Source organism: Burkholderia sp. IMCC1007 (assembly GCF_027257875.1).
Taxonomy (GTDB): domain Bacteria; phylum Pseudomonadota; class Gammaproteobacteria; order Burkholderiales; family Burkholderiaceae; genus Burkholderia.
The window spans coordinates 1-26,868 of the sequence record NZ_JAPVQY010000049.1 but is presented as its reverse complement, the minus strand read 5'-3'; the positions used below and the strand labels follow the sequence as shown (position 1 = coordinate 26,868).

Below are 26,868 nucleotides of genomic sequence, written 5' to 3'. Positions count from 1 at the left end.
CCGGTTGCGCCAGTCGCACCGACACCGCCCGCAGGCGGCGCCAGCTTACGCGACGCGCTTCGCCTGACCGGCGACATCGGCCGCCGGGCTCAGGAAGCGTTCGCGAATCGATTTCGCGATGCCCGCGCCGTCGAGGCCGCATTGCGACAGCAGCTTCGCGGGGTCGCCGTGATCGATGAACTGGTCAGGGAGGCCCAATTGTATTACGGGTCGGATAACCCCACTCTCCATCAGGGCTTCGACGCAGGCGGAGCCCGCACCGCCCATCACGCAACCTTCCTCGACCGTGACGAGGTAGTCGTGCGTCTCGGCGAGTTCGCGCACCAGCGCCGCATCGACGGGCTTCACGAAGCGCATGTTCGCGACCGTTGCGTCGAGCTCTTCGCCCGCCACCAGCGACGGCGCGACCATCGTGCCGAACGCGAGGATCGCGACGCGCTTGCCTTCCGGCTGCGACGTACGGCGACGCACTTCGCCCTTGCCGAGCGGGATCTCGGTGAATTCCTTCACCGTCGCCACGCCCGTGCCCGCGCCGCGCGGATAGCGCACCGCGGTCGGGTTCGGCTGCTGGAGCGCCGTGTGCAGCATCTGGCGGCATTCGTTCTCGTCGGACGCGGCCATGATCGTCATGTTCGGGATGCAGCGCATGAACGCGAGATCGTATGCGCCCGCGTGCGTCGCACCGTCGGCGCCGACGAGGCCCGCGCGGTCGATCGCGAACACGACGGGCAGGTTCTGCAGCGCGACGTCGTGGATCAGCTGATCGTACGCACGCTGCAGGAACGTCGAGTAGATCGCGACGACGGGCTTCAGCCCTTCGGTCGCGAGACCGCCCGCGAACGTCACCGCGTGCTGCTCGGCGATGCCGACGTCGTAGTAGCGATCCTTGAAGCGCTTCTCGAATTCGACCATGCCCGAGCCTTCGCGCATCGCGGGCGTGATGCCGACCACGCGCGTATCGCGCTCGGCTTCGTCGCACAGCCATTCGCCGAACACCTGCGTGTACGTCTTCTTCGCGGGCGTGGGCGACGGCTTGATGCCTTCTGCCGGGTTGAACTTGCCGGGGCCGTGATAGAGCACGGGATCGGCTTCGGCGAGCTTGTAGCCCTGGCCTTTCTTCGTGACCACGTGCAGGAACTGCGGGCCGCGCAGTTCGCGGATGTTCTGCAGCGTCGGGATCAGCGAATCGAGATCGTGACCGTCGATCGGGCCGATGTAGTTGAAGCCGAACTCTTCGAACAGCGTAGCCGGCACGACCATGCCCTTCGCATGCTCCTCGAGCTTGCGCGCGAGTTCGAGCACCGGGGGCGCGACGCTCAGCACCCGCTCGACGCCCGCGCGCGCGGCCGCATAGAAGCGGCCCGACATCAGGCGTGCGAGATGGCGATTCAGCGCGCCGACCGGCGGCGAAATCGACATGTCGTTGTCGTTCAGGATCACGAGCAGCTTCGCATCTTCCGACACGCCCGCGTTGTTCATCGCCTCGAACGCCATGCCGGCCGTCATCGCACCGTCGCCGATCACCGCGATCGAGAAGCGGTCGTCGCCGTTCAGCTGGCTGCCGATCGCCATGCCGAGCGCGGCCGAGATCGACGTGCTCGAATGCGCGGTGCCGAACGTGTCGTATTCCGACTCGCTGCGGCGCGGGAAACCCGAGATGCCGTCGTACTGGCGCAGCGTATGCATCTGGTCGCGGCGACCCGTCAGGATCTTGTGCGGGTAGGTCTGGTGACCCACGTCCCAGACGATCCGGTCGTTCGGCGTGTTGAACACGTAGTGCAACGCGATCGTCAGCTCGACCGTCCCGAGGTTGGACGACAGATGGCCGCCCGTCTTCGACACGCTGTCGAGCACGAACGCGCGCAGTTCATCCGCGAGCGGTTGGAGTTGGCGACGATCGAGGCGGCGCAAATCCGCCGGGTCGTCGATGGTTTTCAGCAAGTCGTACATCGTCGTTCCATTGTAGGAAATCAAACGCGCCCGCATTCTATTGCACGCACCGTAGCGTGTGCGCAGCGGCGGGCTTTCGCGTCAGCTGACCCGGTTCACCACCAGGTCGGCAAGTTCGGCGAGACGCTGTGCGCGTGCGCCGAACGGTTTCAGCGCGTCATGCGCTTCGGCGCGCAGCTGGGCTGCGAGCTCGCGCGACGCGTCGAGGCCGAGGATCGATACGTAGGTCGGCTTGTCGTTTGCCGCATCCTTGCCGGCCGTCTTGCCGAGCGTCGCCGAATCGGTCGTGACGTCGAGAATATCGTCGACGACCTGGAAGGCAAGACCCACGGCGCCCGCGTATACATCGAGCGCAGCCATCGCTTCCGCCGACGGCGCGTCGCCAGCCAGCGCGCCCATCCGCACGGCCGCACGCAACAGCGCGCCCGTCTTCATCCGGTGCATCGTCTCGAGCTGTTCGCGCGTCAGCTTGAGGCCGACGCTCGCCAGGTCGATCGCCTGACCGCCGGCCATGCCGATCGAGCCGCTCGCGAGCGCCAGCTCGCGCACCAGCGCCGCCTGCTGCACGGGCGACAGCGCATCGGCGTCGGTCAACGCGACGAAGGCCTGCGACTGCAGCGCGTCGCCGACCAGCAGCGCCGTGGGCTCGTCGTACTGCACGTGCACGGTCGGCTTGCCGCGCCGCAGCGCGTCGTCGTCCATGCACGGCATGTCGTCATGCACGAGCGAATAGACGTGGATCATCTCCAGCGCCGCCGCCGCCGCGTTGCGCGCCGCTTCCGTCGCGCCGGTCAGCTCGCCTGCTGCATGGCACAGCAGCGGGCGAACGCGTTTGCCGCCGCCGAGGACCGCGTAGCGCATCGCTTCGTGGAGTTGCGTGGGCACCACGTTGTCAGCCGGCAAATAGTGGCCGAGTGCGTCCTCGACGCGGTCGAGCACGGACCGCATCCATTGTTCGAATGTCATAGATCGTCGTCTTCGCTGTCCGTGGCGGCCGTTCCGGACGAAAGCGGCTTCAGCGTCGCGCCGTCGAGCACGCGGACCTGCTGCTCCACTTTCTCAAGCTGCTGTTGGCAAAACGCAACGAGGGCCGCACCGCGGCGATACGCGGCGAGCGAATCCTCGAGGCTCAGCGCGCCGCCTTCCATCCTGGCGACCAGCGTCTCGAGTTCCGCGAGCGCCGTTTCATAGTTGTCCGGCAACGGTTCGGTGCCGTTGTCGGGCGGGGTGGCGCCTGGGGATGCGGTTTTCGCCATGGACGAGGGTGTCAAATTTCAAAACAAGTCGGACATTCTACGGCAAAAGAGAATTTTCCGACCTGCCGACTTGGGCGCCCGGGCACGCAGTCGGGCCCCTTCCTAGGCACACATTGTGCGCCAATCGGACGCAACCCGACAAAAAATTGACACAAATCAGGCACTTAATCCTGGCCTTGCAGGGCGAACCGGGTATAATTCTCCGTTTCCCTAAATCGATTTTTCGATGGTTGGGTTGTTCACTGCTTTCACGCTAACACCGGGAGTGGGAATGTCCAATCTGAGCGACGCACTTCAGTTGAAGTCGGCTCACAGCCAGCTTCCAGTCACTGCATATTTCGATGAGGCGCTACTCGAGCGCGAGATCGAAACCCTCTTCAAGAAAGGACCTCGTTACGTCGGGCACGAGTTGATGGTGCCCGAGGCGGGGGATTATTTTGCGCTGCCGTCCGAGAAGGAAGGCCGCGTGCTGGTGCGCAACCCGGCGAACCAGATCGAACTGCTGTCGAACGTGTGCCGCCACCGGCAAGCGATCATGCTCAACGGGCGCGGCCACACGCAGAACATCGTGTGCCCGCTGCACCGCTGGACGTACGATCTGGAAGGCCAGTTGCTCGGCGCGCCGCACTTCCCCGACAAGCCATGCCTGAACCTCGGCAAGAGCCCGCTGCAGAACTGGCAGGGGCTGCTGTTCGAGGCCGAAGGCCGCAACGTCGCGCGCGATCTGGCGAATCTCGGCACCAAGCATCACTTCGACTTCTCCGAATACCTGTTCGATCACGTCGAAGTGCACGAGTGCGATTACAACTGGAAGACGTTCATCGAGGTCTACCTCGAGGATTACCACGTCGTTCCGTTCCACCCGGGCCTCGGCAGCTTCGTGTCGTGCGACGATCTCAAATGGGAGTTCGGCGACTGGTACAGCGTGCAGACGGTCGGCGTGCACAACGCGCTCGCCAAGCCGGGCAGCGCGACCTACCAGAAATGGCACGAGCAGGTGCTCAAGTTCCGCAACGGCGTGCCGCCGGAGTTCGGCGCGATCTGGATGGTCTACTACCCGGGCCTGATGATCGAATGGTATCCGCACGTGCTCGTCGTGTCGTGGCTGATCCCGCGCGGCCCGCAGAAGACGACGAACATCGTCGAGTTCTACTACCCCGAGGAAATCGCGCTGTTCGAGCGCGAGTTCGTCGAGGCCGAGCGCGCCGCCTATATGGAGACGGCCGTGGAGGACGACGAAATCGCGATGCGGATGGACGCGGGCCGGCGCGCGCTGATGGCGCGCGGCGAGTCGCAGGTCGGTCCTTACCAGAGCCCGATGGAAGACGGCATGCAGCACTTCCACGAGTTCCTGCGCCGCCATCTCGGCGATCTCTGACGGCCGCCGCGGCGCGCCGGCTTCGCCGGCATTCGGCATATGAAAAGACGGGTTTCGGCCCGTCTTTTTTTGTTTAGACTTGGAGTATCAGGCCGTTTGCACTCCAGGGAGCCGTCATGCCACACACCCATTACACCACGCTCATCTCCGCAGCCAATCTCGCCGAGCGCCTGGCCGCCGCGCCCGGCAGCGTCGCCGTGTTCGACTGCCGCTTCGATCTCGCCGATCCGAACGCGGGCGAAGCCGCCTATGCAGCCGGCCATATCGCGGGCGCCCAGTACCTTCATCTCGATCGCGACCTGTCCGGACGCAAGACGGGCACCAACGGCCGTCATCCGCTGCCGAGCCGGGACGCGCTCGCCACGCTGCTCGCGAGCCGCGGCGTCAAGCAGGGCCAGCAGGTCGTGGCCTACGACGCGCAGGGCGGCGCCTATGCGGCGCGTCTGTGGTGGCTGCTGCGCTGGCTCGGACACGATTCGGTCGCCGTGCTGGATGGCGGCCTGCAGGCATGGGAAGCGGCCGGCGAGCCGCTGACGACCGACGTGCCGCACCCGGCCGCCGGCGATTTCCGTACGGGCGCGCCGCTCGAATCGACGGTCGACGCGGCAACCGTGCTCGCGAACGTTGCGTCGCCCGCGCGCGTCGTGATCGACGCACGCGCACCGGACCGCTATCGCGGCGAAAACGAAACGATCGACCGTGTGGGCGGCCACATTCCGGGCGCACGCAACCGCTTCTTCAAGGACAACCTGAACGCCGACGGGCGCTTCAAGACTGGCCACGAATTGCGCGAGACGTTCACGGCATTGCTGGCCGGCACCGAGCCGAATCGCGTGATCCTGCAATGTGGCTCCGGCGTTACCGCCTGCCACAACGCGCTGGCGCTGGAAGTGGCCGGCCTGCACGGCGCGTCGCTGTACCCGGGCTCGTGGAGCGAATGGAGCGCCGATCCGTCGCGGCCGATCGCGACCGGCCCGAATCCTTGAGCACCCGCGCGGCGCGACGACGATGAAGCGGCGGCCGGCGCCGCGGCGCAGTTGCTGCAGCGACCGATCCCGCGGCGGCAGTTGCCGCCGCTTCGGCGTTTACATCACGCCGTACTTGTGGAACCACTCGATCGCGCGCTTCCAGCCATCTTCGGCATCGCCTTTCACGTAACTCGGCCGGTAGTCGGCGAAGAACGCGTGACCGGCATCCGGATACACGACGATCTGCGACTCGCGCGCGCGTTTCGAATCGCTCGCCTGGATCGCCTTGCGCATGTCCGCGAGCGACGCCTGCGTGATGTTCTGATCCTTCTCGCCATACAGCCCGAGCACCGGCACCTTCAGCAACGACGCATGGTCGACCGGATTGAACGGCGTCATCTCGTCGGTCTTGCCTTCGACGAACCCGTACCACGCCACGGCGGCCAGCACGTGCGGATTGTGCTCCGCATACAGCCACGCCTGACGACCGCCCCAGCAGAACCCGGTCACGCCCAGACGCGACAGGTCGCCGCCGTTCTTTCCGGCCCATGCGACGGTCGCATCGAGATCCTCGGTGACCTGCCGGTCCGGCACCTTGCTGACGATGTGGTCGTCCAGCTCCTTCATCGTTTGATACTTCGCCGCGTTGCCCTGCCGTGCGAACAGGTCCGGCGCGATCGCGAGATAGCCAAGCTTCGCGAAGCGGCGACAGACGTCGGCGATATGCGCATGCACGCCGAAGATCTCGTGGATCACGATGACGACCGGCAGGTTCGTCTTGTCGACCGGTTGCGCGCGATACGCGGGGATGCTCGCATCGCCCGAGCGGATCTCGATGGTGCCAACCTCCAGCCCGGCGCTGTCGGTCGTGATGGTCTGCGCCGACACGGGCAGCACGGCCGCCGCGAAGGCGCCGCCGAGCGTGGCCTGCATGAACTTGCGGCGCGAGAACGGAACGTGGGGAACCAGGCTGTCGACTTCGGGTTTCAACATGAATGCACTCCTCGATTGGGCGCCACCGTCGCGGTCATGAATTCGACCCGACGGGGCATCGCGCCGGCGGACGGCGCGGATGTCGCGGCGGTGGGCACCTCGCCGCAAACGGAAACCCGGACAAGATGCCCAATAATCCGTTGTCGCGTCAACTGTCAGATGTGTAAGACTCGATTACGACGGTTCGCGCGCGGCGTCGACGGCGATGTCGACGCGCATGGACGGCGGCCGAAAATCCGCACACAGGCAGCATGCGCAACACGCCGCTGCGTGAGCGAATAGCGGGTGCTTGCAGATCGCAACGAAAAAGGCCGTGACGGCCCGCGGTGCGCCGGCAAGCGCAACGCGCCGCGACGCTTCCGTCAGCCCAAGCAACGACGGGCAGGGAACGCGTTCCCTGCCCGCTCCATGCGCGACCCGTGCGCTCAGCTCAGTGCAGCTTGACGCGCGGCAACGTCGTGCGCCGCAGCCAGTGCGCGAACGTATCGAGCATCATGCGCGGATAGCCGTGCAGCGCCGCGATATGCAGCCGGTACAGCGACATGTACATGAACCGCGCGAACAGACCTTCGATCAGCATGTTGCCGCCGATCAGCCCGCCCATCAGGTTGCCGACCGCGCTGAAGTGACCGAGCGACACGAGCGAGCCGAAATCGCGATACGTGAACTCGGGCAGCGGACGCCCGTCGAGCCGGCAGCCGATCGCCTTCAGCAGGAAGCTCGCCTGCTGGTGCGCGGCCTGCGCGCGCGGCGGCACGTTGCGCTCGTTGCCGGGCCACACGCATGCGGCACAGTCGCCGAGCGCGAACACGTTGTCGTCGGTGAAGGTTTGAAGCGTGCGACGCACGTCGAGCTGGCCCAGCTTGTTGACCTGAAGGCCGTCGAGATGCGACAGCACCGCCGGCGCCTTGATGCCGGCCGCCCAGACCGTGAGGTCCGCGCGCACGGCCTTGCCGCTCGCGGTATGCACGACGCCCGGCGCGACCTCGGTCACGCGCTCCGACAGCATCAGCCGCACGCCGAGCTTTTCGAGCAGTTCGGCCGTCGCCACCGACACGCGCTCCTGCAGCGCCGGGAGAATCCGCGGCCCCGATTCGATCAGCACGATGCCGACGTCGTGCCGCGGATCGAGCTTGTGCAGCCCGTACACGGACAGCACCTGCGCGGTGTTGCGCAACTCCGCCGACAACTCGACGCCCGTCGCACCGCCGCCGACGATCACCACCTGGATGCGCGGCTCGATCGCCGCACCCGGCACGGGCTCGGCCGGCGTCTGATGTTCGGCGCGCATGCACGCGGCGATCAGCCGCTTGCGGAAACGCTCGGCCTCGCCGACGGTATCCAGTGCGATCGTGTTTTCCGCCGCGCCCTGCACGCCGAAGAAGTGCGTCGTGCTGCCGATCGCGATCACGAGCGTGTCGTATTCGAGGTCGCGCGCCGGCAGCAGCTCCTCGCCGTCGCTGTCGTTGACGGGCGACAACGTGATGCGCTTCGCGGCGCGGTCGAGCGCGCTCAGTTCGCCCTGCTGGAACTCGAACCCGTGCCAGCGCGCCTGCGCCGCGTATTCGAGCTCCTGCGTGAACGGGTCCATGCTGCCGGCCGCGACCTCGTGCAGCAACGGTTTCCAGATGTGGGTCGGATTGCGGTCGACGAGCGTGACGAGCGCACGCGCGGGACGATTGCCGCGCGCGCCGTAACGGTCGCCGAGCCGCGTCGCCAGTTCGAGGCCGCCTGCGCCTCCGCCTACGATGATGATCCGATGCATCTGACTCCCCCTTTGCGATTCGAAGCTTCTGCCGCCGGACGATACAGACGCGATGCGTGCGCACCGCCCGCTGGATTAACCAGTTCGGACATCATCGATGTGCAGTTCGAAACACTTCGATGTGACCGATCCCGGAACGCGGGGCGCGCTGCCCCCGCGACAATGACCTGACTGACATGCATTGTCCGGGAGCTTGCGCGTCGACCACAAGCAAACCATCTCGATATTCAGCATCCCCGCAACAATATGCGGCGGGAATACGGGAATCAGGCAGCGACGCGTCAGTGCGCCTCTTCCCAGTTCGCGCCGGCGCCGACTTCGGCGACGAGCGGAACCTTCAGCTTCGCGACACCGCACATCATTTCCGGCAACTTCTCGCGCACGAGCGACAGTTCGCTGTCGGGCACCTCGAGCACCAGTTCATCGTGCACCTGCATGATCATCCGCGACGCCAGGCCGTCGCGCGCGAGCCAGTCGTCCACCGCGATCATCGACAGCTTGATCAGGTCGGCCGCCGTGCCCTGCATCGGCGCATTGATGGCCGCGCGCTCGGCCGCCTGGCGGCGCGGGCCGTTCCCGCCGTTGATCTCGGGCAGCCACAGGCGACGGCCGAAAACGGTTTCGACGTAGCCCTTTTCCTTCGCCACGGCGCGCGTGTTTTCCATGTACTGCGCGACGCCCGGGTAACGCGTGAAGTAGCGGTCGATATAGAGCTTCGCCGCGTCGCGCGTGATACCGAGGTTCGACGCGAGGCCGAACGCGCTCATCCCGTAGATGAGCCCGAAGTTGATCACCTTCGCGATCCGGCGCTGGTCGGAATTGACCTCGAGCGGCGTCACGCCGAACACTTCGGCGGCAGTCGCGCGGTGAATGTCCTCGCCCTGCGAGAACGCACGCAGGAGCGATGCGTCGCCCGAGATGTGCGCCATGATCCGCAGTTCGATCTGCGAATAGTCGGCCGACACGATCCGATGGCCGGGTGACGCGATGAACGCCTCGCGGATCCGCCGGCCTTCGGCCGTGCGCACCGGAATGTTCTGAAGATTGGGGTCGTTCGACGCAAGGCGGCCCGTGACCGCCACGGCCTGCGCATAGTTCGTATGCACGCGGCCGGTTTCGGGGTTCACCATGCGCGGCAGCTTGTCGGTGTAAGTCGACTTCAGCTTCGACAGCCCGCGATGCTCGAGCAGCAGCTTCGGCAGCGGATAATCCTCGGCCAGCTTCTGCAGCACCTCTTCGTCGGTCGACGGCGCGCCGCTCGGCGTTTTCTTCACGACGGGCAACTGCAGCTTCTCGAAGAAGATCTGCCCGATCTGCTTCGGCGAGCCGAGATTGAACTCGCCGCCGGCCAGTTCGTACGCTTGGGCCTCGAGCTCGATGAGCCGCGTGGCGATCTCGCTGCTTTGCGCCTGCAACAGCGCATCGTCGATCAGCACGCCGGTGCGCTCCATCTTGCGCAACACGACCGACACCGGCATCTCGATGTCGCGATACACGCGCTCGAGGCCCGGCTCGCGCGCGACCTGCGGGTACAGCGCCTGATGCAGCTGCAACGTGATGTCCGCATCTTCGGCCGCGTACGCGGCGGCCTGCTCGAGCGCGACTTCGTCGAAGCCGATCTGCTTCGCGCCCTTGCCGGCCACGTCTTCGTACTTGATCGTCTTGACGCCCAGATGACGCAGCGCGAGGCTGTCCATGTCGTGCGTGCGATGCGATTCGAGCACGTACGATTCGAGCAGCGTGTCGTGCTCGATGCCGTTCAGCGCGATGCCGTAGTTCGCGAGCACCTGCGCGTCGTACTTCAGATGCTGGCCGACCTTCTTGCGATCGGCCGATTCGAGCCACGGCTTCAGGCGCGCGAGCACGTCGTCCAGCGGAAGCTGCTCGGGCAGGTCGGGGCCGCGGTGCGCGACCGGCAGGTAGGCAGCCTTGCCCGGCTCGATCGAGAACGACAGGCCGACGAGCCGCGCCGTCATCGGATCGAGCGCGGTGGTTTCGGTATCGAACGCGGTCAGTGCGGCCGCATCGATCTTCGCGAACCATGCGTCGAACTGCTCCCACGTCTGGATCGTGTCGTATTCGCGGACGATGTCGGCCGTCACCACCGGTGCCGGGTCGCCTTCCGGCGCATCCGCGCCGCCGCCTTCGGCCGGTGCGCTCTCGACTTCGCGCAGCCATGTCTTGAAGCCGTAGCGCGCGAAGATGTCGCGCAGCAGGTCGCGCGCTTCGCCGTCGGATTTCAGCGACGCTTCGATCGATTCGAGATGCGGCGCGAGATCGCACGCCGTGTCGACGGTCACGAGCTTGCGGCCGAGCGGCAGGAAGTCGAGCGCGCGGCGCAGGTTGTCGCCGACCACGCCCTTGATCTCGCCCGCGTGCTCGATCACGCCGTCGAGGCTGTCGTATTGCGACAGCCATTTGACGGCCGTCTTCGGGCCGCACTTCTCGACGCCCGGCACGTTGTCGACGGTGTCGCCGATCAGCGCGAGGTAGTCGATGATGCGCTCGGGCGGCACGCCGAACTTCGCGATCACGCCGTCGCGATCGAGTGTCTCGTTGGTCATCGTGTTGACGAGCGTGACGTGATCGGTGACGAGCTGCGCGAGATCCTTGTCGCCAGTCGACACGATCACGTTCATCCCGTGCCGTTCGGCTTCGCGCGCGAGCGTGCCGATCACGTCGTCGGCTTCGACGCCCTCGACCATCAGCAGCGGCCAGCCGAGCGCGCGCACCGCGCCGTGAATCGGTTCGACCTGCAGTGCAAGATCGGGCGGCATCGACGGGCGGTTTGCCTTATAGTCGGCATAAAGGTCGTCGCGGAACGTCTTGCCCTTTGCATCGAACACGCAAGCGCTATACTCTGCACTGACTTCCTTGCGCATACGGCGCAGCATGTTGATGATTCCGTAGAGCGCTCCGGTCGGCTCCCCGCCAGGGCCACGCAAATCAGGCATCGCATGGTAAGCCCGATACAGATAGCTCGAACCGTCAACCAATAGCAGGGTCTTACCTTCCAGATTTCGTTCTTCAGGCATTATGAACAAGAGAAAAGTGATTCCGAGTCTGCGTTCGCTCGCAGATCAAGAGCGCGCGACGGCCAAGAAGGCGCGCGCATCGTGGCAGATGTTCACGATTATGGCAGAGTTTATCGAGGCGACCGAGTACCTGTCGGAGATCCGCCCGGCTGTCAGTATCTATGGTTCTGCCCGTCTCAAACCCGACACGCCGCACTACAAGCTCGCGGTGCAGATCGCGCGCAAGCTGTCCGACGCCGGCTTCGCCGTGATCTCCGGCGGCGGCCCCGGCATCATGGAAGCCGCGAACAAGGGCGCGCACGCCGGCAAGGCGCCGTCGGTCGGCCTGAACATCGAGCTGCCGCACGAGCAGGCCGGCAACCACTATCAGGACATCTCGCTGCGCTTCCGTCACTTCTTCACGCGCAAGGTCACGTTCGTGAAGAACTCCGACGCGGTGATCGTGATGCCGGGCGGCTTCGGCACGCTCGACGAGCTGTCCGAAGTGCTCACGCTGATCCAGACGAAGAAGTCGCGCCTCGTGCCGATCATTCTCGTCGGCAGCGAGTTCTGGAAGGGGCTGCTGCAATGGTTCCGCGACCAGCTGATTCCGAACGGCCTCATCAATCCGGAAGACATGGACCTGATGCAGGTGATCGACGATCCCGACCAGGTGCTCGACGCGGTGCTCGCGTTCTACGAGGACAGCGGCGAGGAAGAAGGCTCGGACGAGGGCGACGGTCATCCGCCGCCGCCCGAAGAAGACCGCATGTTCTATCTGTAAATCGGTCAGTCGATCGATGCCGATGGCCGGCCTCATGGCCGGCGCATCGCGTCATGCGCGGCCGGCATGGCAATGCGGCCTGCTGCCGCGCATGACTTTGTAACGCCGCGTTAATCCCGTTTCGCGGCCGCGTGCCGTCGAATGTCAAATTCCGGTGGCCCAGCACCGCGCAATACGCGCAACGTGCCGCACGGGCGGCTCGTCATTGTCAAATCACGCTGCGCACGCGCGAGCCGGTCGCGCTGCGTCACGCCAATCCGCCGTAATAAATCCGCCTCGCCTTTTCCACGCTGTGCCCGCACACTGCAGTCGTCGGCGTGGCGGCCCCCCGGTGGAACGATTCCCCCTCGCGTCCATCGCGTCGCGCCGACCTTTCAACAACGACACCACGGAAAAGAACATGCAACGCTCGCTGATCGCCCTCGCCTTCGCCGGCCTCGGCCTTTCGCTGTCCGGCCTCGCTCACGCCGTCAACGTCGACGTCAACATCGGCACGCCCGCGCCGGTCGTCGTCGCGCCCGCGCCCGCGCCCGTGGTGGTGGTCGGCTGGCACGGCGACCGCTACTGGGACGGCCGCCGCTACTGGGAACGCCGCGAATGGGAAGACCACGAGCGTCATCATGGTCACGAAGGCCGCGGCGGCTATCACTGCCCGCCGGGACACGCGAAGAAAGGCGAATGCTGAGTCACTGAGCGCCGGGCCGATCGGCCCGCGCATTGACGCATCGAGAACAAGGCCGCACGCGAACGAGAGTTCGCGCGCGGCCTTTGTCGTTGCAGGCGCGGCTGCGCCGCTGCCCGACGGTGTTACTGGAACGCCACTTCCGCGAAACTTCGCAGTTTGCGACTGTGCAGCTTGTGGAGCCCGTTGGTGCGCAGGATCTCCATCGCCTTCACGCCGATCTGCAGATGCTGGTCGACCTGCCCGCGATAGAACGTGTCGGCCATGCCCGGCAGTTTCAACTCGCCGTGCAGCGGCTTGTCCGATACGCACAGCAGCGTGCCGTACGGCACGCGGAAGCGGAAGCCATTCGCGGCGATCGTCGCGCTTTCCATGTCGAGCGCGATCGCGCGGCTCTGCGACAGCCGCTGCACGGGCTCGCGGTGATCGCGCAGCTCCCAGTTGCGGTTGTCGACGCTCGCGACCGTCCCCGTGCGCATCACGCGCTTCAGTTCGACGCCGTCGAGCTGCGTGACTTCGGCCACGCCGCGCTCGAGTGCGAGTTGCACCTCGGCGAGCGCCGGAATCGGCACCCACAGCGGCAGGTCGGCGTCGAGCACGTGATCCTCGCGCACGTAACCGTGGGCGAGCACGTAGTCGCCGAGACGCTGCGTGTTGCGCAGGCCCGCGCAGTGACCGAGCATCACCCATGCATGCGGACGCAGCACCGCGATGTGGTCGGTGATCGTCTTCGCGTTCGACGGACCGACGCCGATGTTGACCATCGTGATCCCGCTGCCGTCCGCGCGCTTCAGGTGATACGCGGGCATCTGCGGCAGGCGCGGCGGCGCGGTGCCTTCGGCCGCCTCGCTGCCGAGGTTAGCGTTGTACGTGATGACGTCGCCCGGCTCGACGAATGCGCTGTACTCGCTGCGGTACGCGCGCTCCTCGGGATCGTCGCTTTCCGTCATCATCGTGCGGCCGAGCTTCACGAACTCGTCGATGTAGAACTGGTAGTTCGTGTAGAGCACGTAGTTCTGGAAGTGCGTGGGCGACGTCGCCGTGTAGTGGCGCAGCCGGTGCAGCGAGAAGTCGACGCGCGCGGCGGTGAACAGCGCGAGCGGATGCGGCTCGCCGGGTGCCGGCTCGAACGTGCCGTTGACGATGCGGTCGTCGAGGTACGACAGATCGGGCGTATCGAAGATGTCGCGCATCGCGAGCAGGCGGTCGCGGTCGAGTTCGCCTTCGAGATGGATGCCTTCGGGGAACGCGAAGTGAATCGGAATCGGCTGCGACGATACGCCGACCTCGACCTTCACATGGTGGTTCTTCGTCAGCAGACGCAGTTGCTCGCGATAGTAGTTCGCGAAGAGATCGGGACGCGTGACCGTCGTCTCGAACACCCCCGGGCCGGCGACGAAACCGTACGAGCGGCGCGAATCGACGTGCGTATTGACCTCGGTGCGGATTCGCACGAACGGATAGCACGCGCGCACGTGCTCGGTGATCGCTTCGTGGCGGCGATAACGCGCGAATGCATCGCGCAGGAAACCTGCGTTCGTGTCGTAGATGGCCGACAGCCGCGCGACGGCGGCGATCGGGTCGTCGAATGCTTCGACGGGCGGGCTCTCGGGCGTGAGCACCCGGTGCCGGCGGCTCAAATCGTTTTTCATTTTCATCACCTCGTCTGATCTGACGACATTACCACGGAACCCGGTCACGCTCATGGCGGCCCGCTTGCACGCCGCTTGCACCCCGCTTGCACGCGAAGGCCGGCCCGCGCGCAGTATTTGCTAAAATCGGAAGGTTCACTGGAGACTCATCATGAAGCCGCTCATTCTCGTCGCCGCTGCCGTCGCGTTTGCTGGCACGTTTGCCACTGCCGGCATTGCCTGCGCCGCCGGCAGTACGCCCGACGCCGACGCGCGGGCCCAGGCCGAGGCCAACGAAGCCGCCGGCCTGCCCGATCTCCGCAAGATCAACCGGCCGGGCGCCGAAGTCACGTCGAAAGTGGACTTCGCCGACATCCGCCGCACGCCGAGCTTCCATGAGAAGAGCAAGAACGGCACCGAGGTCACCGAGTATCGCGATCGCGGCAAGCCGGTCGAGATCGACGTGAAGTCGAACTTCGGCACGCGCTACCAGATGAGCTCGACGCTCGACACCTCGCCGAAGCCGCACGACGCGGGCGTCCCGATCACGCGCCTTCCGTCGGTCAACCTGCGCTACTGATTTCCTGCCGCGCCGATCCCGGCGCGGCGCGCCGGCTTCCCGTTCACCTCCTGTCGCGCTGCACGCCCCGCGCGGGCCGACAACTGACCAGACGCATCTCGCATGGCCGTTTTCACCGCTGTTTCCGACTCCGATCTCGCGCAATGGATGCGCCACTATGAACTGGGCGACGTGCTGGCGTTCCGCGGCATTCCGTCCGGCATCGAAAACAGCAATTTCTTCCTGACGACGACCCGCGGCGAGTACGTCCTCACGATCTTCGAAAAGCTGACGGCGGAACAACTTCCGTTCTACCTCCACCTGATGCGCCATCTGGCCGGCCACGGCGTGCCGGTGCCGGATCCGATCCCGCGCGACGACGGCGCGCTGTTCGGCGAGCTGCACGGCAAGCCGGCGGCGATCGTCACGAAGCTCGAAGGGGCCGCCGAGCTCGCGCCGGGGGTCGAACACTGCATCGAGGTCGGGCAGATGCTCGCGCGCCTGCATCTGGCGGGGCGCGACTACCCGCGCTACCAGCCGAACCTGCGCAGCCTGCCGTGGTGGCAGGAGAACGTACCGGCGATCGTCCCGTTCATCTCGGATGCGCAGCGCACGCTGCTCGAGGGTGAACTGGCGCACCAGGCCGCATTCTTCGCGTCGGACGACTACGCGGCGCTGCCGAGCGGCCCGTGCCACTGCGACCTGTTCCGCGACAACGTGCTGTTCGCGCACGCGGCGCCCGATACGGGCCATGACGTCCGGCTCGGCGGGTTCTTCGACTTCTATTTCGCCGGCTGCGACAAATGGCTGTTCGACGTCGCGGTCACCGTCAACGACTGGTGCGTCGACCTCGCGACCGGCGTGCTCGACGTCGCGCGCGCGGACGCGCTGGTGCGCGCGTACCAGACGGTGCGCCCGTTCACGGCCGAGGAGCGCCGCCACTGGAGCGACATGCTGCGCGCCGGCGCGTACCGCTTCTGGGTGTCGCGCCTGTACGATTTCTACCTGCCGCGCGCGGCCGAAATGCTCAAACCGCACGACCCCGGCCATTTCGAACGCATCCTGCGCGAGCGTATCGCCCATACGCCGGCGCTTCCCGAGATCCACACCGCATGCAACTGATCGAAGTGCCCGCGAAAGCGGGCTATGTCTGGTTCCGTCAAGGCATCTGGCTGTTCCGCCGGAATCCGCTCGCGTTCATCACGCTGTTTTTCACGTACCTGCTGGCGATCACGCTGGTGTCGATGGTGCCGGTGATCGGCGCGGCGCTGCCGCTGCTGTTCATCCCCGGCATCGCGGTCGGCTTCATGGCCGCGTGCCGCGACACGGTGGCCGGCAAGCCGGTCATGCCGACGATCCTGATCGACGGCTTCCGCTCGTACGGCCCGGCCACGACGCAGCGGCTGCTCTTGCTCGGCGTCGTCTATGTCGCGCTGATGGTGCTGGTGTTCGCCGCATCGTCGATCGTGGACGGCGGCGCCCTGCTCCACATGATGCTGGGCACGACGGGCGACACGACCACCACGCCTGAAGCGCTCGCCGCGCAAGGCACGCTCGGCGCGCTGCTGCTCGCGACGCTGCTCTATGCGCCGGTCGCGATGCTGTTCTGGTTCGCGCCCGTGCTCACCGCGTGGCATGACATCCCGCCCGCCAAGGCGCTGTTCTTCAGCATCGTCAGCTGCTGGCGCAATCGCGGCGCGTTCGTCGTGTACGGGCTGCTGTGGTTCGGCGTCGCGCTCGGCACGTCGTTCGGCCTGTCGCTCCTGCTGCAGGCGCTCGGCGCCGGCGCCTACGGGCTGACGATCATGATGCCGGTGACGATCATCATCGTGACGATGATGTACTGCTCGTTCTACGCGACCTATCGCGGCTGCTTCGGCGTGCAGGAACCGGGCGCCCCGACGCCCGCGCCGGGCCGCTGAGCCGGGCATCGGCCGGCGCGCGTCGCCGGCCGCCCTTCCCCTGCGCGGGCCGGACGCCACCCGCGGCCCTCTCCAGCGCGCCGCCGCGTGCCTGACCTCCGCTGTTCAATCGAATCATTTGCGCGCAAAATAATTTGCGTGCAAATCGTTAGCGCGTGAGCCGCGCCGCCTGAATCATGGACCGTCTGCCTCAATTGCCCCAGACGCTCGACGAGCAACTCTGCTTCGCGCTGTACGCCACGTCGCATGCGATGACGAAGGCGTACAAACCGTTGCTCGACAAGCTGTCGCTGACCTATCCCCAATATCTGGCGATGCTGGTGCTGTGGGAACGCGACGACATCGCGGTGAAGGACATCGCCGCCCGGCTCGACCTCGACCCGGCCACCGTCACGCCGCTGCTGAAACGGCTCGAGGCGCTCGGCTATGTCGAGCGCGTGCGCAGCGCGACCGACGAGCGCGTCGTGAACGTGCGCGTGACGGCGCAAGGACGCGCGCTGAAGGACAAAGCACGATCGGTCCCCGCCGATCTCTTTTGCGCGATGAAGCAAAAACCCGAGTTCCTGGTGCGGCTGCGAGCGGATCTCCAGCAGCTGCGCAACGCGCTGTCGGACGCGAACGAAAGCTGACGCACCCGCTCCAGCGCCTACCGGCCCGGCACCGCCGGGCCTTTTCTTCGAAATTTCATTTGCACACTAATCATTTGTGTTCTATATTTTCCCCGTGGCCGGCGACACCCGTCCGACCGGGCCGCTTTCCCCTTTCTTTCGACAGGAGCTTCACGATGAACATTCTGTACAAGACGAGCGCCACGAGCACGGGCGGCCGCGACGGCCGCGCGGTATCCGCCGACAACAAGCTGGAAGTGAAGCTGGCCGCGCCGCGCGAGCTCGGCGGCACGGGCGCCGAAGGCACGAATCCGGAGCAGCTCTTTGCCGCAGGCTACTCGGCTTGTTTCCTGAGCGCGATGAAATTCGTCGCCGGCCAGAACAAGCAGACGCTGCCGGCCGACACGCAGGTCACGGCGGAAGTGGGCATCGGTCCGAACGACGCAGGTGGCTTCGGCCTCGACATCGAGCTGCGCGTGTCGCTGCCCGGTCTCGACAAGGCCGACGCGCAGGCGCTGGTCGACAAGGCGCACCACGTGTGCCCGTACTCGAACGCCACGCGCAACAACGTGCCGGTACGCCTGACCGTCGTCTGACGCGACGCCGGGCGCTGAATGCAAAAAGGGCGTGCGCGGCCAGATGCCGCACACGCCCTTTTGCGTGATTCGCGGGGCCAGCTACGCGCCGGCCCGTGCTGCGCTGCTTAACGCGAGCCGAACGAGAACGGACGGTTCATCGCCGCTTCGCGATCGATCTTGCGCATACGGAATTCGAGATCGTAGATGTCGGTCGCTTCGGACAGGTACGCGTCGGCGCGCTCTTTCGCGGCCTTCTCGGCGTTCTTGGTCAGCATCAGGAAGAGGTGGCTCAGCAGGTACATGTTCGATCTCCGCAATCCAAAAGTCTTTCACTAGGGTTTTCCCGAATTATAGGGAAAACCCTAGATCTTGACCAGCGTCGATCAGACGGTGCGTCGTTCCGTCGCCACAGTGCGACGATTCTGTTCGAAAAAGGACCAGATCATCGCGCTCGCGTCGGGGCCGACGGCCGCGTGAAACGGCACGGCTTCGTCGCCGCCCGCCCACGCATGATCGAGCCCTTTCACGCGACACAGCCGCACGACCGGCTCGCCGTCGCGACGCACGTCGGTGATCTGGACGCCCGTCTCGCGCGTCTCCACGCGATCGCCGCCGCGCAGCGCGCCGCGGCTGTCCGCGAGCCCGTTCAGGCGCATGAACTGCACGGCCAACTGATCGGCGTTCTTCGGCGCGACGACATGATCGCCGTCGCCGTGCACGATCAGCGCCGGCATGCCCGGATACGAACCGGCGTCGATGAGCGCATCGACGGCCGCGGCCGGGTTCTGCCGCAGGCCGCGCCGCATCACGTCCATCGCGCTGATGCCGGAATTCGCCTCACCGAACGCGGGGCCCGAGTGCAGCGCGACCGCCGCGAAACGGTCGGGATGGTGCAGCGCGAGCAACGACGCGAGGCCCGCGCCGGCCGACAGGCCGGCGACGTACACGCGCGACGCATCGAAACCGCGCTCTTCGACGAGTGTGTCGACGAGCGATGCGACGGTATCCGCTTCGCCGCGGCCCGCGCGGTCGGTGTCTTCGTACCAGTGCCAGCAGCCGTGCGAGTGCGCGCGCTGCGATTGCTCGGGGTACAGCACCGCGAAACCGTGCTTGTCGGCGAGCAGGTTCATCCGCGTGCCCTGCGCGAACTCGTCGGCCGATTGCTGGCAGCCGTGCAGCATCACGACGAGCGGCATCGCGCCGCGCCGGCGGCCCGGCGGCACGTAGAGGCCGTAGGCAAGCTGCTGGACCAGGCGCCCGAGCGCCGGCGCCATCGGATGTTCGCCCCGCGTCCATTCGCCGGCCGCCCACGCAGCCGCCCGGGGCCGCACGCGCGATTCGCGCGGCGGGGACAGATCAGCGGCAGCGGACGACGCCGCAGCCTCGAGCGTATCGCGCGCGATCCGCTGAGCATCGCGCGCCGCACGTTTGGCGGCCGGAGACAGCATGCGTTTCATGCTGCCAAGCCATACCTTCGTCAGACTTTTGGTCATCGATCGGATTCGCAGTCGGGAAAATAGGGACACCACTCAGGTGCATCGTTCATGTTTGTGCAATGCACCATAACATTGTTTCTGGGATTTCTCCTGCTCGCCGATAGTTCCCCGCGCCGCGAAAAACGGGCCTCGATCACACGCGGCGCTATACTCGGGTTTGGCCGCTTGTATCCGTTGTAGTCGTTCTTTCCGGCTCGCGCGTTGATTTAAGCATTCGTCCCGCCTCTGCCCCGCTTCCTTCCCGATGTTTGACCTGTCGTCTCACCTGTGGATCATGATCACCGCGTTCGGCGGCGCCGGCCTGACGTTGCCGCTCGCGGTCACGATCGCCGTCTGGCTGGCGCTCGGCTACTCGTGGAAGCGCTCCGCCGCGTGGCTGGCAGTGCTCGCGACCGCGATCGCGGTGGTCGCGCTCACGAAGATCGCGTTCCTCGGCTGGGGCATCGGCATCCGCGCGTGGGACTTCACGGGCTTCAGCGGCCACGCGATGCTGTCGACGTCGGTGTATCCGGTCGCCATCTTCCTCGCGCTGATCCGCACGCGCACGCCGGTCCGCCTCGCCGGCATCGCGCTCGGGCTCGCGGCCGGCATCGCGGTCGGCGTGTCGCGCGTCGCGCTGGATGCCCATTCGCCGTCCGAATCGATCACCGGCTGCATCGTCGGCGCGATCGCCGCGCTCGCGTTCATCGCCGGTTCGTGGCACGCCGTGCCGCACCGCTGGTCGGTGCCGGCCGTGATCGCGAGCCTCGCGCTCGTCACGGTCGCACTGCACGGCATCACGGTCCCGTCGCACCGCTGGGTCACGAAGGTCGCGCTGGAGCTGTCGGGCCACGAGCGTCCGTTCGTTCGCGCGCGCTGGAAAGCCAATCCAAACTACCGGCCCGCGTCGCAGCCGCCGGCACCGTCGCCGCAACGCGGCGAATCGTCGGCGGCTTTGCTGCACGCGTGACGGGCCGCGCGCACGTCATTCCCGCCCGCTTTCACGTTTGACGATTCCATGTGCGCCGTCACATGAGCGGTATGTCGAGCGTTATAACCCGCGCTATATTACGATGACGGTTTTCGATCATTCAAACGACCAGACCATGCGCTCAACCGTTCGCCCGCTCCGCCGCACCGTGCTCCGCTTTCTGCCGATCGCCGCGCTTGCCGCCGGGATCGCGTGCAGCGCGCCGGCTTGCGCTGCCGACGAACTGGTGGTGTCGGCCGCCGCGAGCCTGACGAACGCGTTCAAGGCCGTCGGCGATGCGTACCAGAAGCAGCATCCGGGCACCAAGGTGCTGTTCAACTTCGGCGCGTCCGACGTGCTGGTGCAGCAGATCGCCAAGGGCGCACCGGCCGACGTGTTCGCGTCCGCCGATCAGAAGGCGATGGATCGCGCGGCCGGCGAAAGCGTCATCGTGCCCGGCACGCGCCGCGATTTCGCCGCGAACTCGCTCGTGCTGATCGTGCCGGCCGACAGCCGCGCGGCCGCGCCGACGTCGCTGAACGACCTGACGGCGCCGGGCGTGAAGCGGGTCGCGTACGGCGACCCGGCGTCGGTGCCGGTCGGCCGCTACACCGAAGGCGCGCTGCGCGCCGCAGGCGTGTGGGACGCCGTCAGCGCGAAGGGCGTGCTGGCCGCGAACGTGCGCCAGAGCCTGGATTACGTCGCGCGCGGCGAAGTCGACGCGGGCTTCGTGTTCGGCACTGACGCGGCGATCATGCCGGGCCGCGTGAAGGTCGCGCTGACCGTGCCGACGCAAACGGCCATCACCTATCCGATCGCGGTGGTCAAGGACAGCCGCCATGCCGCGCAGGCGCAGTCGTTCATCGACTTCGTCGCGTCGCCGCAGGGCCAGGCCGTGCTGTCGACGTTCGGTTTCAAGCCCGCGGGCAAGTGAGCGTAGCGTGATGCAGGACGCGTGGGTACCGCTGCTGCTGTCGCTGAAGGTCGCCGGCTGGGCGACCGTGCTCGACATCGTGCTCGGCGTCGCGGCCGCCTTCGCGCTCGCGCGCTGGCGCTCGCCGCTGCGCGACGTCGTCGATTCGCTGCTGACGCTGCCGCTCGTGCTGCCGCCGACGGTGCTCGGCTACTACCTGCTCGTGCTGCTCGGCCGGCGCGGCGTGTTCGGCGCATGGCTCGACAAGCTCGGCATCGAGCTCGTCTTCACGTGGCAGGGAGCGGTGGTCGCATCGATGGTCGTCGCGTTCCCGCTGATCCTGAAGTCGGCGCGCGCCGCGTTCGAGAGCGTCGATCCGGACCTCGAGCGCGCGGCGCGCACGCTCGGGCTCGGCGAGGCCGCGGTGTTCTTCCGCGTGACGTTGCCGCTCGCCGTGCGCGGCATCCTCGCTGGTGCGCTGCTCGCGTTCGCGCGCGCGCTCGGCGAATTCGGCGCGACGTTGATGATCGCCGGCAACCTGCCCGGCCGCACGCAGACGCTGTCGGTCGCGATCTACGCCGCCGTGCAGGCCGGCGACGACAGCACCGCCAATTTCCTCGTGCTCGTGACGTCGATCACCTGCGTGCTCGTGTTGCTCGCGACCGGCTGGCTCGTGCCGTCGCGGGCCGCCCGGAGCCAGCTGACATGACGCGCGTGCCACATCCGCGTCGTACGGCCGCGCGCCGCGCGACGATCGGCTTCCCCGCCGCGCGCGGCGCTGCACGACGGAGGCCGGCATGACCGTCTGCGTCGATATCCGCAAGACCTGCGCGAGCGCCGAGCGCCGCTTCACGCTCGACGTGTCGTTTACCGCCACCACGCAGCGCGTCGTGCTGTTCGGGCCGTCCGGCGCAGGCAAGAGCATGACGCTGCAGGCGATCGCCGGCCTGCTGTCGCCCGACGAAGGCACGATCACGCTGAACGGCGAACCGCTGTTCGATGCCGCACGCGGCATCGACGTGCCGACGCGCGCACGCGGCGTCGCATACCTGTTCCAGGACTACGCGCTGTTTCCGCACCTGAACGTGCGCCAGAACATCGCGTTCGGGCTCTCGCCGGGGCTGCGCAATCCGCGCGCGAAGACGGTGCCGCCCGAAGTCGCGTACTGGCTGAACGCGTTCGAACTCGACGCGCTCGCCGGGCAGTTTCCGTCGCAGTTGTCGGGCGGACAGAAGCAGCGCGTCGCGCTCGCGCGCGCGCTGGTCGCGCAACCGCGCATCCTGCTGCTCGACGAGCCGTTCGCGGCGCTCGACGGCGCGATGCGCCAGCGCATGCGTCACGAGCTGGCCGAATTGCAGGCGCGGCTCGACATCCCGATGGTGCTCATCTCGCACGACCCGGACGACGTCGCCGCCTTCGGCGACCAGGTTGTGCAGTTGAGCGAAGGACGCGTGCAGGCGACGACGCCGCACGCCGAGTGGCCGACGCGCGTGAACTGAGCGCGCGAAGGCAGTGGCGCCGGCAGCCACGTTGGAGCCTGAGAGAAGCCGCACGGGCGGCATAAGTTGAAACGGGATCGAAGCCGGCGCGTCGCAACCCTGGGCGGCGCCGGTTTCGCGTCCGTCCGGATGCATCCCCGGGACACACCTCGGCACAGACCCGTGCCGCCGCGTGTCGTCAGCCCGTCACCGCCAGAATCACGCTCGATGCCTTGAACAACGCGATCGCACGCCGGCCCGCGTCGAGCCGCAAGGCATCGACGCTCGGGTTCGTGACGACGGCCGTGAGCGTGCCGCCGCCATCGAGCGCAAGCGTCACCTCGCTGTTCACCGCACCGGCCGCAACGTGTTCGACCGTGCCGCGCAACTGGTTGCGCGCGGACACCTTCAACGCTGCTGCACCCTCGGCTTCGCCATCGGCGTCGACGGCCAGCACGATCCACGACGCCTTCACCAGCGCGCACGCGTCCGCGCCGGGCCGCAAGCCGAGCACGTCGGCGCTTTCATGCGTGAGCACCGCGACGAGCGCCTGTCCGCCGGGCAGCACGAGCGTCACTTCGTCGTTGATCGCGCCGCGCACGATCGATTCGACCTTGCCGAACAACTGGTTGCGCGCGCTCGTCTTCATCCCGATCCGGCCGATCAGCGCCCAGTCGACGTCGAAGCCGGCCACGGCCGCGCCGGCGGCCGCGATGAAACGGCGATGCTCGCGCTCGATCGTGCGGAACGCGGCGATCAGCGACGTCGCGCGCGGCGTCAGCGTCGTGCCGCCGCCGCCCTTGCCGCCCGTAGAACGCATCACGAGCGGTTCGCCGGCGAGGTTGTTCATCGTATCGATCGCATCCCACGCGGCCTTGTAGCTGAGGCCGACGGCCTTCGCCGCGCGCGTGATCGAACCGGTGTCGCCGACCGCCTCGAGCAGCGCGATGCGGGTGGCGCCGCCGAGCGTCTGCTCGCCCGCGCGCAGCCACAGTTCGCCGCCCAGTTCGAGCGGTTCGGCGGAAGAGGAAGGAGGCGACGCGTCGGTCATCGGTCTGGTCGAAGAAAATGGGCGGTCATTATAGTGAGCGCACCGCTCAACCCGACTTCCCGTCGAGCCTCGGCGGGCGCAGGCTCGCGAGCAGCGTCTCGGCGTCGCGCGCCGTGTGTTGCTCGAGCGCGGCCCCGTAGCCACGCACGAACCCGAGCTGGTACGCGGGCGCCGCCAGTTGTTCGAGATGATGCAGCGCGGCCATCGTGTCGTTCGCCTCGCCCAGCACGCTCTGCACGCGCGCGAGCGTCTTGACCGTCTCGTTGCGCGTGCGGCGCGACGCCAGCGACGCGAAGAATTCGAGCGCATAGCGCAACCGCTTCGCATCGATCCGCACCCGGTGCCGCGCGGCCGTGTCGAGCGACGTGAGCGACGGCGATGCATACAGATGGCCGAACAACCGGCGCACGCGCTTGGTCGCGTGGCGCCGCAGCGACGGGGCGGCGTCGTCTTCGGCGGACGGCAGCGCGAGCGTACTCAGCCATTCGAGCCAGCCGAGCGTCAGCCGCGCATAGCGCGCGGAATGCACGCCCTGCCGCAATTCGACACGCGCGGCGGCCGCCTGCGCACGCGCGGCGTCGAGCGTGCCGTTCCAGTCGGCGCTGCCGCCGTCGGCCTCGATCAGCGCAGGCAGGGTTTCGGTCGAGAACACGTCCCAGTCGCGCACGGTGCCGAGCAGCGCGGCGAGCCAGCGCAGGTCGACGCCGAACGTGTTCTGCCATTGCTCGTCCGCGAAGCGCGGAAACAAGCGCATCAGCGTGCGCAACCGGCGCAGCGCGACGCGCATCTGGTGCACGAATTCGGGATCGTCGCGATCGAGTACGCCGCTTTCGTTGCCAAGCCATTGCGCGGCGATGTCGCCGGACAGCGCGAACAGCGCGGCGCGCTGCGAGCGGATCCCGGTCAGGTCGACGGGTTGCGCCTTGACCGGCTCGGCGACGGCGGGCTCGCCCGCGCACGCGCGATCGATCACGCTGGTGAGTTGCACGAATGCGGGCCACGCGCCGCTCAGTTCGCGCGCGGCGGCGAACAGTGCATGCAATGCGGCTGCGCGCGCGGGCGGTGTTTCCCAGTCGGGCGCCGCGAGACGCAGCTCGACGCGACGGCGTGGCGGCTCGCTGCCGCCATGCAGCGCGATGTCGTCGAGCGTCATCTCGACCACCACGCCGCTGTCGTCCGCCCATCGGCCGCGCCGCCGCTCGCTCACGAGCTGCAACGGCGGCGGCGCGGCCGACGCGGCGAGCGCCGCTTCGTCCACGGCGCCCGCGGGCGCGCGATCGCGCTCGTCCGTTGCTTCTGCCGATTCTGGGTCTGCCTGCGTTGCAGGGTCCGGCATCGCGACGACGATGCCCGCATGCTCGGCGTCGAACAGCTCGCGCTCCACGACACCCGGCGCAAACGCCCTCGTGCGGGACGCGACGACGCGCCGCCCCTGTGCATTCGCTTCCACCCACGTCCACCAGCTCTCGCCGGGGTTCGGCTCGGCCTCTTCGATCTGGCACGGCTCGATCGTCACGCGCTCGTGGCCGCGACGCATGCGCACCTGCGGGCAGATCCGCCACGCGCGCACGAGTTCAGCACCGAAGTCGCGCTGCGCGCCTCGCGTCCGGCTTCCCGCCTTGACCGGCCAACCTTCGAGCGACAGGCACAACACGATTTCCAGCACACGCGACATGGAGACTCCCGCACATGAAGAAGCGCCGGCGCATGCCCGCTGCCGGCGTCGTCAATGAAGCAGCTTCCATAGTACACGGCGCACAGACGCGCGGGCGACGATCCGGCCCTTGTCGCCCCGCCGCCCTGCCGTGCATCAAACGGCGTATTGCGCGATGCCGTTGCCGAACGACCAGTCCTCCTTCAGCACCTCGACGAGGCTGATGAAAACGTCCTGCTGCCGCACGCCGGGCTGCCGCGCGAGGTTTTCGGCGATCGTCCGGTACAGCGCCTGTTTCTGCTCGAGCGTGCGCGTGTTGTTCGCGGTGATCTGGATCATCACGAGATCGTCGCTGCGCTCGATGTCGAGGTAATGGCGGCCGAATACGAAGTTCTCGGCCGAATGCTCGGTCACGACCATGAAGATGTCGTCCTCGGGCACATTGAACGTGTGCATCAGCGCGCGATGCACGCCGTCGACGAGCGCCGCGCGGTAGGCGGCCGGTTTGCCTTCGCGCACTGCGATACGGGTAAATGGCATGGTCCTGCTCCTTTCGATGACGTTGAAAAACGAGAACGCCACGTCAGGTTAGGCGCGCCGAGCTATAATGAACAGTCATCGATACATATTTCATTTATTTACATTAGAAATGAAAGTCCTCGACCTCGATGCAGTTCGCGCGTTCGTGCTGGTCGCCGATCTCGCCAGCTTCACGCGTGCCGCCGACGCGCTCGGCACCACGCAGTCGGCCGTCAGCCTGAAGCTGAAGCGGCTGGAAACCCACCTCGGCAAGCCGCTGCTCGCGCGCACGCCGCGCGTCGTCAAGCTCGCGGCCGACGGCGAGAACTTCCTGCCGGCCGCGCGGGCGCTGCTCGACGCGCACGATCACGCGCTCGACACGATCTCCACCGGCACGCACCGCCTGTCGCTCGGCGTCAGCGAACACGTCGCGGTGCCGGACCTGCCGGCCGTGCTGACGAGCCTGCACCGGCAGGATCCGGGGCTCTCGCTCGAAATGCATCTGGGAACGTCGTCGAACCTGCTCGTGCAGTACGACGAGCGGCGACTCGACGCGGTGGTCGTACGGCACGAACCGGGCGAGGATCCGCCGCGCGACGACGGCACGCTGCTGTTTACCGAGCCGCTCACCTGGCTCGCCGCACCCGACTGGGCGCCGCGCGCGGGCGAGCCGCTGCCGCTCGCGGTGCTGGCCGGCCCGTGCGGCGTGCGCGCCGCCGC

26 protein-coding genes are annotated in these 26,868 nt (G+C 67.1%); 14 read left to right on the top strand and 12 right to left on the bottom strand.

From position 1 onward, the window contains the following. Positions 1–45: 45 nt before the first annotated feature. The 3 genes from dxs to O1Q03_RS30380 all read right to left on the bottom strand — a co-directional run bounded on the left by dxs (position 46) and on the right by O1Q03_RS30380 (position 3,206). On the bottom strand, positions 46–1,950 hold the full coding sequence (gene dxs / locus O1Q03_RS30390) for a 1-deoxy-D-xylulose-5-phosphate synthase (protein WP_269507860.1): 1,905 nt from the start codon (positions 1,948–1,950) through the stop codon (positions 46–48). Positions 1,951–2,031: 81 nt separating this feature from the next. Then, on the bottom strand, positions 2,032–2,916 hold the full coding sequence (locus O1Q03_RS30385; protein WP_269507859.1) for a polyprenyl synthetase family protein: 885 nt from the start codon (positions 2,914–2,916) through the stop codon (positions 2,032–2,034). Then, positions 2,913–3,206 (bottom strand): exodeoxyribonuclease VII small subunit, encoded by a 294-nt coding sequence (locus O1Q03_RS30380; protein ID WP_269507858.1) that lies wholly within the window; start codon positions 3,204–3,206, stop codon positions 2,913–2,915. The genes O1Q03_RS30385 and O1Q03_RS30380 overlap by 4 nt, the downstream gene beginning before the upstream one ends. Before the next feature lie 271 nt (positions 3,207–3,477). Between O1Q03_RS30380 and O1Q03_RS30375 the strand changes: the two genes are divergently transcribed. Both O1Q03_RS30375 and O1Q03_RS30370 read left to right on the top strand, forming a co-directional pair. Continuing rightward, a complete protein-coding gene (locus O1Q03_RS30375; RefSeq protein WP_269507857.1) occupies positions 3,478–4,584 on the top strand; it encodes an aromatic ring-hydroxylating oxygenase subunit alpha in 1,107 nt (368 codons plus the stop codon). A gap of 116 nt (positions 4,585–4,700) precedes the next feature. Beyond that, the gene (locus O1Q03_RS30370) at positions 4,701–5,570 is read left to right on the top strand and encodes a sulfurtransferase (RefSeq protein ID WP_269507856.1); all 870 of its coding nucleotides are present in this window, start codon (positions 4,701–4,703) and stop codon (positions 5,568–5,570) included. 99 nt (positions 5,571–5,669) lie between these two features. On the opposite strand, the gene O1Q03_RS30365 is transcribed toward O1Q03_RS30370, so the two are convergent. The 3 genes from O1Q03_RS30365 to polA form a co-directional block, all read right to left on the bottom strand. Then, positions 5,670–6,545, bottom strand: a complete 876-nt coding sequence (locus O1Q03_RS30365) for a dienelactone hydrolase family protein (RefSeq protein WP_269507855.1) — start codon at positions 6,543–6,545, stop codon at positions 5,670–5,672. 430 nt (positions 6,546–6,975) lie between these two features. Continuing rightward, positions 6,976–8,310 (bottom strand): NAD(P)/FAD-dependent oxidoreductase, encoded by a 1,335-nt coding sequence (locus O1Q03_RS30360; protein ID WP_269507854.1) that lies wholly within the window; start codon positions 8,308–8,310, stop codon positions 6,976–6,978. Positions 8,311–8,591: 281 nt separating this feature from the next. After that, on the bottom strand, positions 8,592–11,345 hold the full coding sequence (gene polA, locus O1Q03_RS30355) for a DNA polymerase I (RefSeq protein ID WP_269507853.1): 2,754 nt from the start codon (positions 11,343–11,345) through the stop codon (positions 8,592–8,594). Position 11,346: 1 nt separating this feature from the next. On the opposite strand from polA, the gene O1Q03_RS30350 reads away from it, so the two are divergent. Together O1Q03_RS30350 and O1Q03_RS30345 are read left to right on the top strand one after the other, a co-directional pair. Next, positions 11,347–12,108: a TIGR00730 family Rossman fold protein gene (locus O1Q03_RS30350; protein ID WP_269507852.1), complete on the top strand. Its 762-nt coding sequence runs from the start codon at positions 11,347–11,349 to the stop codon at positions 12,106–12,108. 400 nt (positions 12,109–12,508) lie between these two features. Next, entirely contained in the window at positions 12,509–12,793 is a 285-nt protein-coding gene (locus O1Q03_RS30345; protein WP_269507851.1) for a hypothetical protein, read from the top strand. A 122-nt stretch (positions 12,794–12,915) separates the two neighbouring features. Here O1Q03_RS30345 and O1Q03_RS30340 read toward each other — a convergent pair whose 3' ends face one another. Next, on the bottom strand, positions 12,916–14,442 hold the full coding sequence (locus tag O1Q03_RS30340; RefSeq protein ID WP_269507850.1) for an AMP nucleosidase: 1,527 nt from the start codon (positions 14,440–14,442) through the stop codon (positions 12,916–12,918). 151 nt (positions 14,443–14,593) lie between these two features. Here O1Q03_RS30340 and O1Q03_RS30335 point away from each other — a divergent pair, with 151 nt between their 5' ends. The 5 genes from O1Q03_RS30335 to O1Q03_RS30315 all read left to right on the top strand — a co-directional run bounded on the left by O1Q03_RS30335 (position 14,594) and on the right by O1Q03_RS30315 (position 18,106). Beyond that, positions 14,594–15,001 carry a hypothetical protein gene (locus tag O1Q03_RS30335; RefSeq protein ID WP_269507849.1) on the top strand — a complete coding sequence of 136 codons (408 nt, stop codon included), beginning with the start codon at positions 14,594–14,596 and terminating at the stop codon, positions 14,999–15,001. A 102-nt stretch (positions 15,002–15,103) separates the two neighbouring features. Beyond that, positions 15,104–16,102: a homoserine kinase gene (locus tag O1Q03_RS30330; RefSeq protein ID WP_269507848.1), complete on the top strand. Its 999-nt coding sequence runs from the start codon at positions 15,104–15,106 to the stop codon at positions 16,100–16,102. Then, positions 16,093–16,902 carry a BPSS1780 family membrane protein gene (locus tag O1Q03_RS30325; protein WP_269507847.1) on the top strand — a complete coding sequence of 270 codons (810 nt, stop codon included), beginning with the start codon at positions 16,093–16,095 and terminating at the stop codon, positions 16,900–16,902. Before O1Q03_RS30330 ends, O1Q03_RS30325 begins: the two co-directional genes overlap by 10 nt. Positions 16,903–17,078: 176 nt before the next feature. After that, positions 17,079–17,531 (top strand): MarR family winged helix-turn-helix transcriptional regulator, encoded by a 453-nt coding sequence (locus tag O1Q03_RS30320; protein ID WP_269507846.1) that lies wholly within the window; start codon positions 17,079–17,081, stop codon positions 17,529–17,531. A gap of 155 nt (positions 17,532–17,686) precedes the next feature. Continuing rightward, entirely contained in the window at positions 17,687–18,106 is a 420-nt protein-coding gene (locus O1Q03_RS30315) for an organic hydroperoxide resistance protein (protein WP_011658280.1), read from the top strand. A 107-nt stretch (positions 18,107–18,213) separates the two neighbouring features. Here the strand turns inward: O1Q03_RS30315 and O1Q03_RS30310 are convergent, their stop codons facing one another. After that, positions 18,214–18,390: a DUF3563 family protein gene (locus O1Q03_RS30310; RefSeq protein ID WP_006753395.1), complete on the bottom strand. Its 177-nt coding sequence runs from the start codon at positions 18,388–18,390 to the stop codon at positions 18,214–18,216. Between the two features lie 81 nt (positions 18,391–18,471). After that, entirely contained in the window at positions 18,472–19,581 is a 1,110-nt protein-coding gene (locus tag O1Q03_RS30305) for an extracellular catalytic domain type 1 short-chain-length polyhydroxyalkanoate depolymerase (protein WP_269507845.1), read from the bottom strand. A gap of 247 nt (positions 19,582–19,828) precedes the next feature. Between O1Q03_RS30305 and O1Q03_RS30300 the strand changes: the two genes are divergently transcribed. The 4 genes from O1Q03_RS30300 (at position 19,829) to O1Q03_RS30285 (ending at position 22,945) form a co-directional block, all read left to right on the top strand. Further along, on the top strand, positions 19,829–20,533 hold the full coding sequence (locus O1Q03_RS30300) for a phosphatase PAP2 family protein (RefSeq protein ID WP_269507844.1): 705 nt from the start codon (positions 19,829–19,831) through the stop codon (positions 20,531–20,533). A gap of 136 nt (positions 20,534–20,669) precedes the next feature. Next, on the top strand, positions 20,670–21,467 hold the full coding sequence (gene modA, locus O1Q03_RS30295; protein ID WP_269507843.1) for a molybdate ABC transporter substrate-binding protein: 798 nt from the start codon (positions 20,670–20,672) through the stop codon (positions 21,465–21,467). Between the two features lie 10 nt (positions 21,468–21,477). Continuing rightward, complete coding sequence (gene modB / locus O1Q03_RS30290) at positions 21,478–22,155, top strand: molybdate ABC transporter permease subunit (RefSeq protein ID WP_269507886.1); 678 nt, start codon at positions 21,478–21,480, stop codon at positions 22,153–22,155. A gap of 88 nt (positions 22,156–22,243) precedes the next feature. Further along, on the top strand, positions 22,244–22,945 hold the full coding sequence (locus tag O1Q03_RS30285) for an ATP-binding cassette domain-containing protein (RefSeq protein WP_269507842.1): 702 nt from the start codon (positions 22,244–22,246) through the stop codon (positions 22,943–22,945). Positions 22,946–23,123: 178 nt separating this feature from the next. Here the strand turns inward: O1Q03_RS30285 and O1Q03_RS30280 are convergent, their stop codons facing one another. From O1Q03_RS30280 to O1Q03_RS30270, 3 genes are all read right to left on the bottom strand, one after another. Beyond that, complete coding sequence (locus tag O1Q03_RS30280; protein WP_269507841.1) at positions 23,124–23,975, bottom strand: TOBE domain-containing protein; 852 nt, start codon at positions 23,973–23,975, stop codon at positions 23,124–23,126. A gap of 46 nt (positions 23,976–24,021) precedes the next feature. Further along, positions 24,022–25,650, bottom strand: coding sequence for a CHAD domain-containing protein (locus tag O1Q03_RS30275; protein ID WP_269507840.1), 1,629 nt, complete (start codon positions 25,648–25,650; stop codon positions 24,022–24,024). Between the two features lie 135 nt (positions 25,651–25,785). After that, positions 25,786–26,169 (bottom strand): tautomerase family protein, encoded by a 384-nt coding sequence (locus tag O1Q03_RS30270; RefSeq protein WP_006753387.1) that lies wholly within the window; start codon positions 26,167–26,169, stop codon positions 25,786–25,788. Between the two features lie 109 nt (positions 26,170–26,278). On the opposite strand from O1Q03_RS30270, the gene O1Q03_RS30265 reads away from it, so the two are divergent. After that, positions 26,279–26,868 (top strand): LysR family transcriptional regulator (locus O1Q03_RS30265; protein WP_269507839.1); only part of this gene is annotated, 590 nt, incomplete at its 3' end.

Coding starts and splice junctions, on each gene's coding strand:
- dxs (WP_269507860.1), bottom strand. CDS start 1,950: ATGTACGACTTGCTGAAAACCATCGACGACCCGGCGGATTTGCGCCGC.
- O1Q03_RS30385 (WP_269507859.1), bottom strand. CDS start 2,916: ATGACATTCGAACAATGGATGCGGTCCGTGCTCGACCGCGTCGAGGAC.
- O1Q03_RS30380 (WP_269507858.1), bottom strand. CDS start 3,206: ATGGCGAAAACCGCATCCCCAGGCGCCACCCCGCCCGACAACGGCACC.
- O1Q03_RS30375 (WP_269507857.1), top strand. CDS start 3,478: ATGTCCAATCTGAGCGACGCACTTCAGTTGAAGTCGGCTCACAGCCAG.
- O1Q03_RS30370 (WP_269507856.1), top strand. CDS start 4,701: ATGCCACACACCCATTACACCACGCTCATCTCCGCAGCCAATCTCGCC.
- O1Q03_RS30365 (WP_269507855.1), bottom strand. CDS start 6,545: ATGTTGAAACCCGAAGTCGACAGCCTGGTTCCCCACGTTCCGTTCTCG.
- O1Q03_RS30360 (WP_269507854.1), bottom strand. CDS start 8,310: ATGCATCGGATCATCATCGTAGGCGGAGGCGCAGGCGGCCTCGAACTG.
- polA (WP_269507853.1), bottom strand. CDS start 11,345: ATGCCTGAAGAACGAAATCTGGAAGGTAAGACCCTGCTATTGGTTGAC.
- O1Q03_RS30350 (WP_269507852.1), top strand. CDS start 11,347: ATGAACAAGAGAAAAGTGATTCCGAGTCTGCGTTCGCTCGCAGATCAA.
- O1Q03_RS30345 (WP_269507851.1), top strand. CDS start 12,509: ATGCAACGCTCGCTGATCGCCCTCGCCTTCGCCGGCCTCGGCCTTTCG.
- O1Q03_RS30340 (WP_269507850.1), bottom strand. CDS start 14,442: ATGAAAAACGATTTGAGCCGCCGGCACCGGGTGCTCACGCCCGAGAGC.
- O1Q03_RS30335 (WP_269507849.1), top strand. CDS start 14,594: ATGAAGCCGCTCATTCTCGTCGCCGCTGCCGTCGCGTTTGCTGGCACG.
- O1Q03_RS30330 (WP_269507848.1), top strand. CDS start 15,104: ATGGCCGTTTTCACCGCTGTTTCCGACTCCGATCTCGCGCAATGGATG.
- O1Q03_RS30325 (WP_269507847.1), top strand. CDS start 16,093: ATGCAACTGATCGAAGTGCCCGCGAAAGCGGGCTATGTCTGGTTCCGT.
- O1Q03_RS30320 (WP_269507846.1), top strand. CDS start 17,079: ATGGACCGTCTGCCTCAATTGCCCCAGACGCTCGACGAGCAACTCTGC.
- O1Q03_RS30315 (WP_011658280.1), top strand. CDS start 17,687: ATGAACATTCTGTACAAGACGAGCGCCACGAGCACGGGCGGCCGCGAC.
- O1Q03_RS30310 (WP_006753395.1), bottom strand. CDS start 18,390: ATGTACCTGCTGAGCCACCTCTTCCTGATGCTGACCAAGAACGCCGAG.
- O1Q03_RS30305 (WP_269507845.1), bottom strand. CDS start 19,581: ATGACCAAAAGTCTGACGAAGGTATGGCTTGGCAGCATGAAACGCATG.
- O1Q03_RS30300 (WP_269507844.1), top strand. CDS start 19,829: ATGTTTGACCTGTCGTCTCACCTGTGGATCATGATCACCGCGTTCGGC.
- modA (WP_269507843.1), top strand. CDS start 20,670: ATGCGCTCAACCGTTCGCCCGCTCCGCCGCACCGTGCTCCGCTTTCTG.
- modB (WP_269507886.1), top strand. CDS start 21,478: ATGCAGGACGCGTGGGTACCGCTGCTGCTGTCGCTGAAGGTCGCCGGC.
- O1Q03_RS30285 (WP_269507842.1), top strand. CDS start 22,244: ATGACCGTCTGCGTCGATATCCGCAAGACCTGCGCGAGCGCCGAGCGC.
- O1Q03_RS30280 (WP_269507841.1), bottom strand. CDS start 23,975: ATGACCGACGCGTCGCCTCCTTCCTCTTCCGCCGAACCGCTCGAACTG.
- O1Q03_RS30275 (WP_269507840.1), bottom strand. CDS start 25,650: ATGTCGCGTGTGCTGGAAATCGTGTTGTGCCTGTCGCTCGAAGGTTGG.
- O1Q03_RS30270 (WP_006753387.1), bottom strand. CDS start 26,169: ATGCCATTTACCCGTATCGCAGTGCGCGAAGGCAAACCGGCCGCCTAC.